This is a genomic window from Pseudomonas sp. NPDC096925 (assembly GCF_044762545.1).
Classification (GTDB): Bacteria; Pseudomonadota; Gammaproteobacteria; order Pseudomonadales; family Pseudomonadaceae; genus Aquipseudomonas.
The window spans coordinates 347,776-361,512 of the sequence record NZ_JBIWEM010000005.1 but is presented as its reverse complement, the minus strand read 5'-3'; the positions used below and the strand labels follow the sequence as shown (position 1 = coordinate 361,512).

The following is a 13,737-nucleotide window of genomic DNA, read 5'->3' as shown; positions in this document are numbered from 1 at the left end:
TCAAGATGGGGCTGGCCGGCCTGAGTCCCGTGGCATACAGGAATCAGGCCGCAGCAGCCTAATCAAAGATTGTCCAACAAATGGGGCGCACCTCAACCTGTGGGAGCGGGTTCACCCGCGAAGCAGGCGACGCGGTTACTCGGCTACCGCATTCTTGGCCAGGATGGCATTGGCCAGTTCCATGTCGGAAGCCTGCATCCCCGGGTTCTCCGCGCGGGCCTGGCGAATCGCCGCTTCAAGGAACGGCCCGCGGATTGCGCCTTCGCTGGCCACGAAGCTGCCGGCGTCATCCTGCGCCGCCATCACCAGCTTGTGATCCCCGGAGGTCAGATAGCTCGATGCCGTGGTAGCACCGGTAGTCATCACGTTACGCCAGAAGGTATCGGCCATGGCCGAGCCGATAGGTAGCGAAAGCAAGGCAGCAGCAGCGATGGCGGTTTTGACACGCATGTTGAAACACCTCGAAGGGTGAGGGTTGAAGATGCGCGGTTTGATCCTGCTACAGGGCTGCAAGTTCCTTGAATACAAAGGATTTTTGCTCAGGAACAAGCCCGTAGCACTTCCTCTGCACAGGTCTGCCCGCTGGCCACTTTGGCCTCGCCGCAGCGGCGCAGATCAAGCAATCCATCAGCTACGGCCTGACGCCGCAAACTGGCCAGGTCGCTGCCCGGGCCTATCTGGGCGCGCAGGCTGTCGCTGGGCACCAGCAGCTCGAACAACCCTGTGCGGCCGTGGAACCCGGTGCCGCGACAGGTGCGGCACGGCTGGCCACCGGGCACCGCTGCCTCACCCCGGCAATCCGCGCACAGTGTGCGCACCAACCGCTGGGCCATGACCCCGACCAGCGTCGCCTTTATCAGGTAGTCGGCCACACCCAGTTCCTGAAGGCGGGTGATTGCACCACAGGCGTCGTTGGTATGCAGGGTCGACAGCACCAGGTGCCCGGTCAGGGCCGCCTGCACCGCCACCAGGGCAGTTTCGCGGTCGCGGATTTCGCCAATCATGATGATGTCCGGGTCCTGGCGCAGCATGGCCCGCACCCCGTTGGCAAAACCCAGGTCGAGGGCGGGCTGCACCTGCAACTGGTTGAAGGCGGGTTCCAGGCGCTCGATCGGGTCTTCGATGGTGCACAGGTTGACTTGCGGCGTGGCCAGCAGCTTGAGGCTGGCGTACAGCGTGCTGGTCTTGCCGGAACCGGTGGGGCCGGTGACCAGGATGATGCCCTGGCGCTGGCGCAGCAGGCCTTGCCACTGGTCCAGTTGTGGCCCTTCCAGGCCGAGCCGTTCGAAGCCTTCCTGCAACTGATGAGGGTCGAACAGGCGCAGCACCAGTTTTTCGCCGTACGGGGTCGGCAGGGTCGACAGCCGCAGTTCTACCTCACCGCCGCCAGGCAGGCGGCTTTGCAGCCGGCCATCCTGCGGCCGGCGTTTTTCTGCGACATCCATGCACCCCAGGTGTTTCAGGCGGCTGACCAGCGCCAGGGTTACCCCGACGGGAAAGGCATAGATGCTGTGCAGCAGGCCGTCGATGCGGTAGCGCAGCTGGCCTTGCTCGCGGCGTGGCTCCAGGTGGATATCACTGGCGCGCTGCTCGATGGCGTACTGCAGCAGCCAGTCGACGATATGCACGATGTGCGCGTCGTCCGCGCTGGCCTCGGCCTGGCGCTTGCCCAGCTCCAGCAGCTGTTGGAGTTCGCCCAGGCTGGCTGACTGCTGGGATTGCGCGCTCTTTACCGATTGGGCCAGGCGGTGGAACGACTGCCCTGCCTGGCGGATCTGCAGCGGGCTGGCCAGCACGCGATGGATCGGCCGGCCCAGGCTGCGGGAGAGATCGGCCTGCCAGTCATCCTGGTAGGGCTGGGCGCTGGCGACGGTGACGCTGGAGGTGTCGGCGGCGACGATGAGGATGCCATGGCGCTGGGCGAAGGCCGGGGCCATCAGGCCGGTGACCTGGGGCAGGTCCAGTTGCAGCGGGTCGATGCGCAGGTAGGGCTGGCCGACCTTGTTGGCCAGCCATTGGCAGAGGCGGTCCAGGTCCAGGGGTTGACCAGGTTGTCTGCGGTCTTCCAGGGCGCAGGCGGCGATCTGCTCCAGCGGGTGAGTGGTTGGGTGGGTGGCGGCGTGTTCGAGTACCTGCAGGGTGTCGTTGGCGTGCAGGTGCTCGTCCATGAGCAGGGCCTGGAGCACGCGTTTGAGGTCGAGTGCCGGGTTGTCGGGGGTGTGCATGGTTGGCGTCCGTGCCTGATAGGGGAGTGCTGATCAAGGGTAGCCGGGCGAGGGAGGGTCAATATGGATGAAGGGTTTCGGGATTTTGCTGGGCCTGTGCTGGCCTCTTCGCGGGCTTGCCCGCTCCCACAGGTACACCACAGGGCTGAAGTCGGTGGTAATCCTGTGGGAGCGGGCGAGCCCGCGAAGAGGCCAGTACAGGAAAAGCGGATGATTCAGACCACCGCCAGCTCCACCCGCTGCAGGTTGCTCAGGCTCACCTCGCCCACACACACCAGGTTACGCAGTTTCTGCGCAATCACCTCGGCCCGGTGCCAGCTAAGGCCACCGATGCCAACTTCGATATCCAGCCAGTCATCCTGCTGGCTGACCTGCACGCTGTGTGGGGTCAGGAACTGCAGGGCAAACAGGTTGAGCACCCGGCACAGGCTGTCAGGCTCGGCCTCGGCCTGCAGGCGATAGTGCACGGTGCTGTGGGCGCTGCTGGCGGCCCAGGCGTCGGTACGAGGCTGTGCGTTCATGTCGGTCTCCGCAAGTGTGGGAGAAATTCTTGCACGTTGGTGGCGGTATTTTTTCGCTATGATTTGATCGTTTCGCTGTATTGGCGAATTGTTCTATTCGTGCGGTGCTGCCAAGGAGAATTATTAATGCAAAGCGAGCTGGACGCCTACGACCGCCGTATCCTCGAACTGCTGCAGGAGGACGCTTCGCTGTCCAGCGCGCAGATCGCCGAACGCGTGGGGCTGTCGCAATCGCCGTGCTGGCGGCGTATCCAGCGGTTGAAGGAGGAGGGGGTGATTCGCGGGCAGGTGACCTTGCTGGATCGCAAGAAGGTCGGCCTGAACACGCAGATTTTCGCCGAGGTAAAACTGAACGCCCATGGGCGTTCCAACTTCACCGAGTTCACCGAGGCGATCCGCGGGTTTCCAGAGGTGCTGGAGTGCTATGTGCTGATGGGGTCGGTGGACTTTCTATTGCGCATCGTCACCCCGGATATCGAGGCTTATGAACGGTTCTTCTTCGAAAAACTGTCGAACGTGCCGGGGATTCAGGAGGTGAACTCGATCGTGGCGTTGTCGGAGATCAAGTCCACCACCAGCCTGCCACTGTCGCGTTGAGGCATTCGCGGGTAAACCCGCTCCCACAGGGATATCAGTGAGCCAGAGAGCAGCGCGAGCCCTGTGGGAGCGGGTTTACCCGCGAAGAAAACGACGCGGTATCAAGCCTTGAGCAGGTGCTTCCAGCCGCGGCTCTGATCCACCGCCCGGGCCTGTTCGATACGTGCTTCCAGCACTTCATCGCTGATTGGCTGCTCGGCCAGCTCATGCAGCTTCTTCAGGTCGCCATACAGGCGGTCCATCTGCGGCGCTTCCAGCACCTGACGGGCATGGTGCAGCCAGGCCAGCAGCTGTTCGATACGCGGCAGCTGCTCGGCCAGGTCTTCCGGACGCTGGGTGTACAGCGGCAGCTTCAATGCTCGGCCTTCCTCGCCCAGCAGGTGCGCCAGCCAGCTGGCCAGTTGCGCCTTGCCCTGACGCTCGCCACGGCCTTTGCGTTCCACGGTCCAGGCACGGGCCAGCAGCCAGCGCGAGGTTTCCAGCGAGAACTGGCCCCAGCGTACGTCTTCCAGCTCTTCGGCGAACTGCTCTGGGGCGGCGCGGCGGATGTCTTCGTCTTCGTTGCCGGCCTGCACCAGCGGGCGCCAGTCTTCGAGCAGGGCGTCGAGGCTGTTGCGCAGGTCTCGGGTGGTGGCGCGCGGCGCGGCCTGGCCCAGGCTGGCGGTAATCGCACGCAGTTCGCTCAGGCACTCGACCCAGTCCTGCAGCAGGCGCCAGTGGCCGTTGTGGCGGTATTGCTCGGCCAGGCGCTGGCTGCTGCCCAGCAGTTGCCAGGCCAGTGCGGCGTAGGCGTCATCCACGGCCATTTCGGCTTCCAGCTCGGTGTGCGGCAGGCCCAGCTCGTAGCTGTCCGGCTCCAGCAGGCGGTAGCCACGCTCGGCCTTGCTGATGTCGCATGGCATCAGCGGCAGGCTGGCGGCCAGCTCGGCGGCCAGTTCCAGCAGGGCCTGCGGTTCACCTTCGCGCAGTTCCAGTTCCAGCTCGCAGATTTCTTCCTTGCGTTTGCCGGCGATCACGAAGCCCTGGTCCAGTGCTGCCTCGATCACCACCTTGCTCTTGCCACGGCCCCAGGCGATTTCGGCGTATTCACGGCTGAAGTCGGTGGTGAACAGCGGCTTGATGGTCTTTTTGTCCAGGTTGGCCAGTTGCGCGGGCCAGCAGCTGTCGTCGAGCTTCTTCAGGTCGAGCTTGACCTTGTCCAGCTGCCATTCGTGCTCGTTGCGCTCGGACAGGCCGGCCACGCTGGTGCCGCGGCACTTGAGGGTCTGGATGATGGCCTCGCCATCGCGGCGCAGGCGCAGGGCGACACGGGCAGCGGAGAGCTCGCGCTCCGGGGTGTCGAAGTACTGGTTGAGCAGTTCGCGGGTCTGCCAGCCGGACTTGTTGCGCTTTTTCAGCAGAGGGTGCTCGCGCAGGGCGGCAAGGGTCTCGCGGCTGGCGCGGAGCTTGAGTTCGGTTTCTTTGTGCATCACAGGCTCGAAGAAGGGGGCGTGGTTGCCCAGCAGTCTACAGGAGTCGGCTCTCGTCTGTTGGATCGTGGTGGCTTCTTCGCGGGTAAACCCGCTCCTACAGGTACTGTGCTGCCCCCAGGTGCGGCGCGTTCCCTGTGGGAGCGGGTTTACCCGCGAAGAAGCCCACACGGTTGGACGGCATTGCTATGATGGGCAACGCTTCCGAGGAGTACGCGCATGCCGTTGCCGACGCTGAAAGACCAGTTCGCCGCCCTGATCGCCGCGCCCTCGGTCAGTTGCACCCAGCCTGCGCTGGACCAGTCAAACCGTCAGGTCATCGACCTGCTGGCCGGCTGGCTGGGTGACCTTGGCTTCAACTGCGACATTCGCCAGGTCAGCCCCGGCAAGTTCAACCTGCTGGCCAGCCGTGGCACTGGCCCGGGTGGCCTGGTGCTGGCGGGGCACAGCGACACCGTGCCTTATGACGAACAGCTGTGGGCCAGCGACCCGCTGAAACTGACCGAAACCGACGGCCGCTGGGTCGGCCTGGGCAGTTGCGACATGAAGGGCTTCTTCGCCCTGGTCATCGAGGCGGTCATCCCACTGCTGGAGCACGATTTCAAGCAGCCGCTGCTGATCCTTGCCACCTGTGACGAAGAAAGCTCCATGTCCGGCGCCCGTGCCCTGGCCGAGGCCGGTCAGCCGCTCGGCCGTGCGGCGGTGATCGGCGAGCCCACCGGGCTGCGGCCGATCCGCATGCACAAGGGCATCCTCATGGACCGCATCGACATCCTCGGGCGCAGCGGCCACTCCTCGGACCCAAGCCTGGGCCGCAGCGCCATGGAGGCCATGCACGCAGTGATGGGCGAGCTGATGGGTTTGCGCCAGCAATGGCAGCAGACCTACCGCAACCCGCAATTCACCGTGCCGACCCCGACCATGAACTTCGGCTGCATCCATGGCGGCGACAACCCCAACCGTATCTGCGGCCAGTGCGCCCTGGAATTCGACCTGCGCCCGCTGCCAGGCATGGACGTGGAGCAACTGCGCGCGGCCATCCGCGCCAAGCTGGTGCCCGTGGCAGAGCGCTTTGAGGTGCGCATCGACTATGCACCGTTGTTCCCGGAGGTGCCGCCATTCGAGCAGGCTGCCGACTCCGAGCTGGTGCAAGTGGCGGAACGCCTTACCGGCCACCGCGCCGAAGCGGTGGCGTTCGGCACCGAAGCGCCTTATCTTCAGCAACTGGGCTGCCAGACCATCGTGCTGGGCCCCGGCGACATCGCCTGTGCCCACCAGCCCGGCGAATACCTTGAAATGTCACGAATCGAGCCTACCGTGCGTCTATTGCGTGACCTGATCCGGCACTATTGCCTGAACTAAACGTCAACCGGACTGATTCGTTCCTGCCTAGAGGAGACCGCGCGTGACCGCAAGCCTGTTCCGACGATGATCCTGAACGCCCCCTGTATCGCCGTTCTCCGTCCACTTATCCACAGGCCCTGTCATGCCCGACTACGTCAACTGGCTGCGTCATGCCTCCCCGTACATCAATGCCCATCGCGACTGCACCTTCGTGGTCATGCTCCCTGGCGATGGGGTGGAACACCCTAATTTCGGCAACATCGTCCACGACCTGGTGCTGCTGCACAGCCTGGGCGTGCGTCTGGTGCTGGTGCATGGCTCGCGCCCGCAGATCGAAAGCCGCCTGGCTGATCGCGGCCTGACCCCGCACTACCACCGTGGCATGCGCATCACTGATGCCGCCACCCTGGACTGCGTGATCGATGCCGTCGGCGCCTTGCGCCTGGCCATCGAGGCACGCCTGTCGATGGACATCGCCGCTTCGCCGATGCAGGGCTCGCGCCTGCGCGTGGCGTCCGGCAACCTGGTAACGGCGCGGCCGATCGGCGTGCTCGAAGGCGTGGACTACCACCACACCGGCGAAGTGCGCCGGGTCGACCGCAAGGGCATCAGCCGCCTGCTTGACGAGCGCTCCATCGTGCTGTTGTCGCCGCTGGGCTACTCGCCCACGGGGGAAATCTTCAACCTGGCCTGCGAAGACGTGGCCACCCGCGCCGCCATCGAACTGGGGGCCGACAAGCTGCTGCTGTTCGGCGCCGAGCCGGGCCTGCTGGACGAGGACGGCAAGCTGGTGCGCGAACTGCGCCCACAGCAGGTTGCCCCGCATTTGCAGCGCCTGGGCAGCGATTACCAGGGCGAGCTGCTGGACGCCGCGGCCGAGGCTTGCAAAGGCGGCGTGGCGCGCAGCCATATCGTCAGCTATGCCGAGGACGGCGCCTTGCTGACCGAACTGTTCACCCGTGGTGGTGGCGGCACGCTGGTGTCGCAGGAGCAGTTCGAAGTGGTGCGCGAGGCGACCATCGAGGACGTGGGCGGTTTGCTGGAGCTGATCAGCCCGCTGGAAGAGCAGGGCATCCTCGTGCGCCGTTCGCGTGAGGTGCTGGAGCGGGAGATCGAGCAGTTCAGCGTGGTCGAGCGCGAGGGCATGATCATCGCCTGTGCGGCGTTGTACCCGATTGCCGATTCCGACGCCGGCGAGCTGGCGTGCCTTGCGGTGAACCCGGAGTACCGTCATGGCGGGCGTGGCGACGAGCTGCTGGAGCGCATCGAAAGCCGGGCGCGGCAGTTGGGCTTGAACACCCTGTTCGTGCTGACGACGCGTACCGCGCACTGGTTCCGCGAACGCGGGTTTGCGCCGAGCGGGGTCGAGCGGCTGCCGGCGGCGCGGGCTTCGCTTTACAACTACCAGCGCAATTCGAAGATTTTCGAGAAGCCCTTGTAAGCCTGTACCGGCCTCTTCGCGGGTGAACCCGCTCCCACAGGATCTTCACCGGACCTGAGGCCGGCGCGGTCCCTGTGGGAGCGGGTTTACCCGCGAAGCAGGCGACACCGATCTCGAACAAAAACGCCGCCCTTGTGGGCGGCGTTTTCGTTTACACGGTGTGCAGGTACCAGTTGTACTCGAGGTCGGAGATCGAATGCTCGAACTCCTCCAGCTCGCTCTCCTTGCACGCGACGAAGATGTCGATGTACTTCGGATCGATGTACTTGTTCAGGATCTCGCTGTCGTCCAGCTCGCGCAGGGCATCGCGCAGGTTGTTCGGCAGGCTCTGCTCCAGCTGCTCGTACGAGTTGCCTTCGATCGGCTCACCCGGCTCGACCTTGTTGGTCAGGCCATGGTGCACGCCGGCCAGTACGGCAGCCATCATCAGGTACGGGTTGGCGTCGGCACCAGCCACGCGGTGCTCGATGCGCACGGCGTCCGGCGAACCGGTCGGCACGCGCAGGGCCACGGTGCGGTTGTCCAGGCCCCAGCTTGGCGCGTTCGGTACATAGAACTGCGCACCGAAGCGGCGGTACGAGTTGACGTTCGGGCAAAGGAACGCCATGGACGCGGGCAGGGTCTCGAGCACACCGCCGACAGCGTGACGTAGCGCGGCGTTCTGCTCGGGATCCTCGCTGGTGAAGATGTTGTTGCCATCTTTGTCCAGCACGGAAATGTGTACATGCAGGCCGTTGCCAGCCTGGCCCGGGTAGGGCTTGGCCATGAAGGTGGTGTCCATTTCATGGTCGTAGGCGATGTTCTTGATCAACCGCTTGAGCAGTACCGCGTAGTCGCAGGCCTTGAGCGGGTCGGCCACGTGGTGCAGGTTGACTTCGAACTGCGCCGGGGCGCTTTCCTTGACGATGGCGTCGGCCGGGATGCCTTGCTCCTTCGCGCCTTCCAGGATGTCCTGCAGGCAGTCGGCATATTCGTCGAGGTCGTCGATCAGGTACACCTGGGTCGACTGCGGGCGCTTGCCCGAAATTGGCGAGCGCGGCGGCTGCGGACGGCCGTTCACGTTCTCCTGGTCGATCAGGTAGAACTCCAGCTCGAACGCGGCGCAGATGGTCAGGCCCATCTCGGTGAACTTGCTCACCACCTGACGCAGCACTTCACGCGGGTCGGCGAAGAACGGCTCGCCTTCGAGTTCGTGCATGGTCATCAGCAACTGGGCGGTAGGGCGCTTTTGCCACGGCTCGTTACAGAGTGTGTCAGGGATTGGATAGCAGATGCGGTCAGCATCGCCGATGTCCAGGCCCAGCCCGGTGCTTTCGACGGTGGAACCGTTGATATCCAGGGCGAAGAGGGAGGCAGGCAGGTTGATGCCTTTCTCGTAAACCTTGTGGAGGCTGGTGCGCTCTATGCGCTTGCCACGCACCACACCATTCATATCTGCAATCAGAAGGTCAACGTAGAGAACCTCAGGATGTTCCTTAAGGAACGCGTTCGCTTCGTTAAGCTGAACGGCACGCGGGGGTACCGACATGATGCAACACCTTTGTTGTCAAAAATATCAATCAAGGGGGGCTTGCAAGACCAGTCAATCGAAAAGACAAACTGATGTCAAGCCAACCCCATGATGCCCTGAAATGGCACATCGACGGCAGATTTGCTGCATATCGGGGCAAGCCATTATCCGCTATTTCCCGCGGAAAGGGCTATCTCCGACAAGCCGTGTTTTATTTTTTACGGAGGTGTTGTGTAAAAAAATGAACAAGGCTAAGCTCGGTCTCAACCCAGAACACAATAATACGAGGGTCACATGGTCCGCTTGCCGCGACCTGAAAGCACTGCCTGCGCGGTGCCATCAGGTACATCCGTCATTTTTGCAAGCTTCGTCAATGGCGTGGCCGCCCTGGCCGCAATAATTGACGTTTGGCGCTCCCGGACCTGCCCTCGTAGCGGCTTGCCGCCCTTCGTTTCGTCTTTCTGCCTTTCGAACTCATTACGGACGCACCTGTTTTCAGTGTATCCACTGTGGCTCTGCGCGGGGGTTTTTGCTTTAGCAATGTACTCCATCCAGAATCAGTGCGCGGACCACCTTACCTCCTGAGGTATTTATGAGTAACAACCTCGACCAGCTCACCGATTGGTTGAAAGAGCACAAGATCACCGAAGTCGAATGCATGATCAGTGACCTGACCGGCATCACGCGCGGCAAGATTTCGCCTACCAACAAATTCATCGCCGAAAAAGGCATGCGCCTGCCCGAGAGCGTGCTGCTGCAGACCGTGACCGGCGACTACGTCGACGACGACATCTATTACGAACTGCTCGACCCGGCGGACATCGACATGATCTGCCGCCCCGACGAGAACGCCGTGTTCCTGGTGCCATGGGCCATCGAGCCGACCGCCCAGGTGATCCACGACACCTACGACAAGAAGGGCAACCCGGTAGAGCTGTCGCCGCGCAACGTGCTGAAGAAAGTCCTCAAGCTCTATGCCGACAAGGGCTGGCAGCCGATCGTCGCGCCGGAGATGGAGTTCTACCTGACCAAGCGCAGCGAAGACCCGGACTTCCCGCTGCAGCCCCCGGTAGGCCGTTCGGGCCGCCCGGAAACCGGCCGCCAGTCGTTCTCGATCGAAGCCGCCAACGAATTCGATCCACTGTTCGAAGACGTCTACGACTGGTGCGAACTGCAGCAGCTGGACCTCGACACGCTGATCCATGAAGACGGCACGGCGCAGATGGAGATCAACTTCCGGCATGGCAACGCCCTGCACCTGGCCGACCAGATCCTGGTGTTCAAGCGCACCATGCGCGAGGCTGCGCTCAAGCACAACGTGGCCGCCACCTTCATGGCCAAGCCCATGACCGGCGAGCCAGGCAGTGCCATGCACCTGCACCAGAGCGTGGTCGACGTGGCCACCGGCAAGAATATCTTCAGCAACGACGATGGCAGCATGAGCGAACTGTTCCTGCACCACATCGGTGGCCTGCAGAAGTTCATCCCCGAGGCGCTGCCGCTGTTCGCGCCCAACGTCAACTCGTTCCGCCGCTTCCTGCCCGACACCTCGGCGCCGGTGAACGTGGAGTGGGGCGAAGAAAACCGTACTGTCGGCTTGCGCGTGCCAGACGCCGGCCCGCAAAGCCGCCGGGTCGAGAACCGCCTGCCGGGCGCCGACGCCAACCCTTACCTGGCCATTGCCGCCAGCCTGCTGTGCGGCTACATCGGCATGGTCGAAGGCATCGACGCCAGCGCGCCGGTGCAGGGCCGTGGCTACGAACGCCGCAACCTGCGCCTGCCACTGACCATCGAAGATGCCCTGGAACGCATGGAAAACAGCCGTGCGCTGGTGCAGTACCTGGGCAAGAAGTTCATTACCGGCTACGTCGCCACCAAGCGCGCCGAACACGAGAACTTCAAGCGAGTCATCAGCTCCTGGGAGCGTGAGTTCCTGCTGTTTGCTGTCTGATCAACCTTGGTGCCGCAGGACGCGGCTGTCGAACAACGGAGAAGCACATGAGCGTCAACAACCCGCAAACCCGTGAATGGCAAACCCTGAGCGGGGAGCATCACCTCGCGCCCTTCAGCGACTACAAGCAGCTGAAGGAGAAGGGGCCGCGCATCATCACCAAGGCCCAGGGTGTGCATTTGTGGGATAGCGAGGGGCACAAGATCCTCGACGGCATGGCTGGCCTGTGGTGCGTGGCGGTGGGTTATGGCCGTGAAGAACTGGTGCAGGCGGCAGAAAAGCAGATGCGCGAACTGCCGTACTACAACCTGTTCTTCCAGACTGCCCACCCGCCTGCGCTGGAGCTGGCCAAGGCGATTTCCGACGTGGCGCCGCAAGGCATGACCCATGTGTTCTTCACCGGCTCCGGCTCCGAAGGCAACGACACCGTGCTGCGCATGGTCCGCCACTACTGGGCGCTGAAAGGCAAGCCACAGAAGCAGACCATCATCGGCCGCATCAACGGTTACCACGGTTCCACCGTGGCCGGTGCCAGCCTGGGCGGCATGAGCGGCATGCACGAGCAGGGCGGCCTGCCGATTCCGGGCATCGTGCATATCCCGCAGCCGTACTGGTTCGGTGAAGGCGGCGACATGACCCCGGATGAATTCGGGGTGTGGGCGGCCGAGCAATTGGAGAAGAAAATCCTCGAAGTCGGCGAAGACAACGTCGCTGCCTTCATCGCCGAGCCAATCCAGGGCGCCGGTGGCGTGATCATCCCGCCGGAAACCTACTGGCCGAAGGTCAAGGAGATCCTCGCCAAGTACGAGATCCTGTTCGTCGCCGACGAGGTGATCTGCGGTTTCGGCCGCACCGGCGAGTGGTTCGGTTCCGACTACTACGACCTCAAGCCCGACCTGATGACCATCGCCAAGGGCCTGACTTCCGGTTACATCCCCATGGGCGGTGTGATCGTGCGTGACACCGTGGCCCAGGTACTCAGCGAAGGCGGCGACTTCAACCACGGCTTCACCTACTCCGGCCACCCGGTAGCGGCGGCGGTGGGCCTGGAAAACCTGCGCATCCTGCGCGACGAGAAAATCGTCGAGAAGGCGCGCACCGAAGCGGCACCGTATTTGCAAAAGCGTTTGCGTGAACTGCAGGACCACCCGCTGGTGGGCGAGGTACGCGGCCTGGGCCTGCTCGGCGCGATCGAGCTGGTCAAGGACAAGGCCACCCGCAGCCGTTACGAAGGCAAGGGCGTGGGCATGATCTGCCGTACCTTCTGCTTCGACAACGGCCTGATCATGCGCGCGGTGGGGGACACCATGATCATCGCGCCACCGCTGGTGATCAGCCACGCGGAGATCGACGAACTGGTGGAAAAGGCACGTAAATGCCTTGATCTGACGCTCGAAGCGATCCGCTGACAGTTTGCTAGGCTAGCGATGTGACATTAAGTCGTTACAAGGCCCTGCTTTCCTTGAAACAGAGCCTTGTAACTTGCCAGACTAGCGACTGTTTCAGTCGCCGCGCGCTCTGCACCGTAGGTCCTGGCTGCTGAACAGATGGCTAAATAAAAAATTCTGGAGCAATACGCATGAATAAAATGGGCAAGACGTTGCTGGCCGCCGCCCTGATGGGTGCCATGGCTACCGCTGTTCAGGCTGAAGACAAGGTGTTGAACGTCTACAACTGGTCGGACTACATCGCTCCGGACACCATCGCCAAGTTCGAGAAGCAGTCGGGCATCAAGGTCAAGTACGACGTCTTCGACAGCAACGAAACCCTCGAAGCCAAGCTGCTGGCCGGCAAGTCGGGCTACGACATCGTGGTGCCGTCCAACAACTTCCTGGCCAAGCAGATCAAGGCTGGCGTGTACGAGGAACTGGACCGTTCCAAGCTGCCGAACTGGAAGAACCTCGACACCGACCTGCTCAAGGCCGTTGGCGATGCCAGCGACAAGGACAACAAGCACGCCTTCCCGTACATGTGGGGCTCGATCGGCATCGGCTACAACCCGGAGAAGGTCAAGGCCGCGCTGGGCGTGGACAAGATCGACTCGTGGGACGTGGTGTTCAAGCCTGAGAACATCGCCAAGCTCAAGAGCTGCGGCGTGAGCTTCCTGGATGCCCCGACCGAAATGCTGCCGGCTGCGCTGCACTACCTGGGCCTGCCGAGCAACAGCACCAAGAAGGAAGACCTGAAGGCCGCCGAGGACCTGTTCCTCAAGATTCGTCCTTCGATCACCTACTTCCACTCGTCCAAGTACATCGGCGACATGGCCAACGGCAACATCTGCGTAGCCGTCGGTTACTCGGGTGACCTGGAGCAGTCCAAGGCCCGTGCCCACGAAGCCGGCGACAAGGTCAAAGTGGACTACGTCATTCCGAAGGAAGGTGCTGGTACCTTCTACGACATGGTCGCTATCCCTAAAGATGCCGAGCATAAAGACGCTGCCTACCAGTTCATGAACTTCCTGATGCAACCGGAAATCATGGCTGAAATCACCAACGCCGTGCGTTTCCCGAACGGCAACGCTGCCGCCACCCAGTTCGTGGACAAAGAGATTACCAGCGACCCGAGCATCTACCCGCCTGCTGAAGTGAAGAAGCAGCTGTACGCGATCGCTGCGCCTGAGGCGTCTGCCCAGCGTGTGATCACCCGTAGCTGGACCAAGATCAAGTCGGGCAAATAAGC

The 13,737-nt window shown here is 62.9% G+C and carries 12 protein-coding genes; 6 read left to right on the top strand and 6 right to left on the bottom strand.

Annotated features, from left to right (window positions below):
* Window positions 1-135 precede the first annotated feature (135 nt).
* From ACIQYU_RS17265 to ACIQYU_RS17255, 3 genes are all read right to left on the bottom strand, one after another.
* Complete coding sequence (locus ACIQYU_RS17265) at window positions 136-450, bottom strand: DUF2388 domain-containing protein (protein ID WP_063912157.1); 315 nt, start codon at window positions 448-450, stop codon at window positions 136-138.
* 89 nt (window positions 451-539) lie between these two features.
* Window positions 540-2,225: a GspE/PulE family protein gene (locus ACIQYU_RS17260; protein WP_402800976.1), complete on the bottom strand. Its 1,686-nt coding sequence runs from the start codon at window positions 2,223-2,225 to the stop codon at window positions 540-542.
* A 215-nt stretch (window positions 2,226-2,440) separates the two neighbouring features.
* Window positions 2,441-2,746, bottom strand: coding sequence for a hypothetical protein (locus tag ACIQYU_RS17255; protein WP_003259353.1), 306 nt, complete (start codon window positions 2,744-2,746; stop codon window positions 2,441-2,443).
* 126 nt (window positions 2,747-2,872) lie between these two features.
* On the opposite strand from ACIQYU_RS17255, the gene ACIQYU_RS17250 reads away from it, so the two are divergent.
* A complete protein-coding gene (locus tag ACIQYU_RS17250) occupies window positions 2,873-3,343 on the top strand; it encodes an Lrp/AsnC family transcriptional regulator (RefSeq protein WP_063912155.1) in 471 nt (156 codons plus the stop codon).
* 101 nt (window positions 3,344-3,444) lie between these two features.
* On the opposite strand, the gene ACIQYU_RS17245 is transcribed toward ACIQYU_RS17250, so the two are convergent.
* The gene (locus ACIQYU_RS17245) at window positions 3,445-4,812 is read right to left on the bottom strand and encodes a CYTH domain-containing protein (RefSeq protein WP_207837464.1); all 1,368 of its coding nucleotides are present in this window, start codon (window positions 4,810-4,812) and stop codon (window positions 3,445-3,447) included.
* Between the two features lie 219 nt (window positions 4,813-5,031).
* Between ACIQYU_RS17245 and argE the strand changes: the two genes are divergently transcribed.
* Both argE and argA read left to right on the top strand, forming a co-directional pair.
* A complete protein-coding gene (gene argE / locus ACIQYU_RS17240) occupies window positions 5,032-6,174 on the top strand; it encodes an acetylornithine deacetylase (RefSeq protein WP_402800969.1) in 1,143 nt (380 codons plus the stop codon).
* Between the two features lie 124 nt (window positions 6,175-6,298).
* Window positions 6,299-7,597: an amino-acid N-acetyltransferase gene (gene argA / locus ACIQYU_RS17235; RefSeq protein ID WP_063912152.1), complete on the top strand. Its 1,299-nt coding sequence runs from the start codon at window positions 6,299-6,301 to the stop codon at window positions 7,595-7,597.
* Window positions 7,598-7,748: 151 nt separating this feature from the next.
* On the opposite strand, the gene ACIQYU_RS17230 is transcribed toward argA, so the two are convergent.
* The gene (locus tag ACIQYU_RS17230) at window positions 7,749-9,125 is read right to left on the bottom strand and encodes a glutamine synthetase family protein (RefSeq protein WP_063912151.1); all 1,377 of its coding nucleotides are present in this window, start codon (window positions 9,123-9,125) and stop codon (window positions 7,749-7,751) included.
* Between the two features lie 272 nt (window positions 9,126-9,397).
* Entirely contained in the window at window positions 9,398-9,658 is a 261-nt protein-coding gene (locus ACIQYU_RS17225; RefSeq protein ID WP_207837469.1) for a hypothetical protein, read from the bottom strand.
* A 41-nt stretch (window positions 9,659-9,699) separates the two neighbouring features.
* On the opposite strand from ACIQYU_RS17225, the gene ACIQYU_RS17220 reads away from it, so the two are divergent.
* From ACIQYU_RS17220 to ACIQYU_RS17210, 3 genes are all read left to right on the top strand, one after another.
* Window positions 9,700-11,058 carry a glutamine synthetase family protein gene (locus ACIQYU_RS17220; protein ID WP_013974708.1) on the top strand — a complete coding sequence of 453 codons (1,359 nt, stop codon included), beginning with the start codon at window positions 9,700-9,702 and terminating at the stop codon, window positions 11,056-11,058.
* Between the two features lie 47 nt (window positions 11,059-11,105).
* Window positions 11,106-12,467 (top strand): aspartate aminotransferase family protein, encoded by a 1,362-nt coding sequence (locus ACIQYU_RS17215; RefSeq protein WP_063912149.1) that lies wholly within the window; start codon window positions 11,106-11,108, stop codon window positions 12,465-12,467.
* Between the two features lie 170 nt (window positions 12,468-12,637).
* Entirely contained in the window at window positions 12,638-13,735 is a 1,098-nt protein-coding gene (locus tag ACIQYU_RS17210) for a polyamine ABC transporter substrate-binding protein (protein WP_063912148.1), read from the top strand.
* Window positions 13,736-13,737 lie beyond the last annotated feature (2 nt).

Coding starts and splice junctions, on each gene's coding strand:
- ACIQYU_RS17250 (WP_063912155.1), top strand. CDS start 2,873: ATGCAAAGCGAGCTGGACGCCTACGACCGCCGTATCCTCGAACTGCTG.
- argE (WP_402800969.1), top strand. CDS start 5,032: ATGCCGTTGCCGACGCTGAAAGACCAGTTCGCCGCCCTGATCGCCGCG.
- ACIQYU_RS17220 (WP_013974708.1), top strand. CDS start 9,700: ATGAGTAACAACCTCGACCAGCTCACCGATTGGTTGAAAGAGCACAAG.
- ACIQYU_RS17245 (WP_207837464.1), bottom strand. CDS start 4,812: ATGCACAAAGAAACCGAACTCAAGCTCCGCGCCAGCCGCGAGACCCTT.
- ACIQYU_RS17265 (WP_063912157.1), bottom strand. CDS start 450: ATGCGTGTCAAAACCGCCATCGCTGCTGCTGCCTTGCTTTCGCTACCT.
- argA (WP_063912152.1), top strand. CDS start 6,299: ATGCCCGACTACGTCAACTGGCTGCGTCATGCCTCCCCGTACATCAAT.
- ACIQYU_RS17215 (WP_063912149.1), top strand. CDS start 11,106: ATGAGCGTCAACAACCCGCAAACCCGTGAATGGCAAACCCTGAGCGGG.
- ACIQYU_RS17230 (WP_063912151.1), bottom strand. CDS start 9,125: ATGTCGGTACCCCCGCGTGCCGTTCAGCTTAACGAAGCGAACGCGTTC.
- ACIQYU_RS17255 (WP_003259353.1), bottom strand. CDS start 2,746: ATGAACGCACAGCCTCGTACCGACGCCTGGGCCGCCAGCAGCGCCCAC.
- ACIQYU_RS17210 (WP_063912148.1), top strand. CDS start 12,638: ATGAATAAAATGGGCAAGACGTTGCTGGCCGCCGCCCTGATGGGTGCC.
- ACIQYU_RS17225 (WP_207837469.1), bottom strand. CDS start 9,658: ATGGAGTACATTGCTAAAGCAAAAACCCCCGCGCAGAGCCACAGTGGA.
- ACIQYU_RS17260 (WP_402800976.1), bottom strand. CDS start 2,225: ATGCACACCCCCGACAACCCGGCACTCGACCTCAAACGCGTGCTCCAG.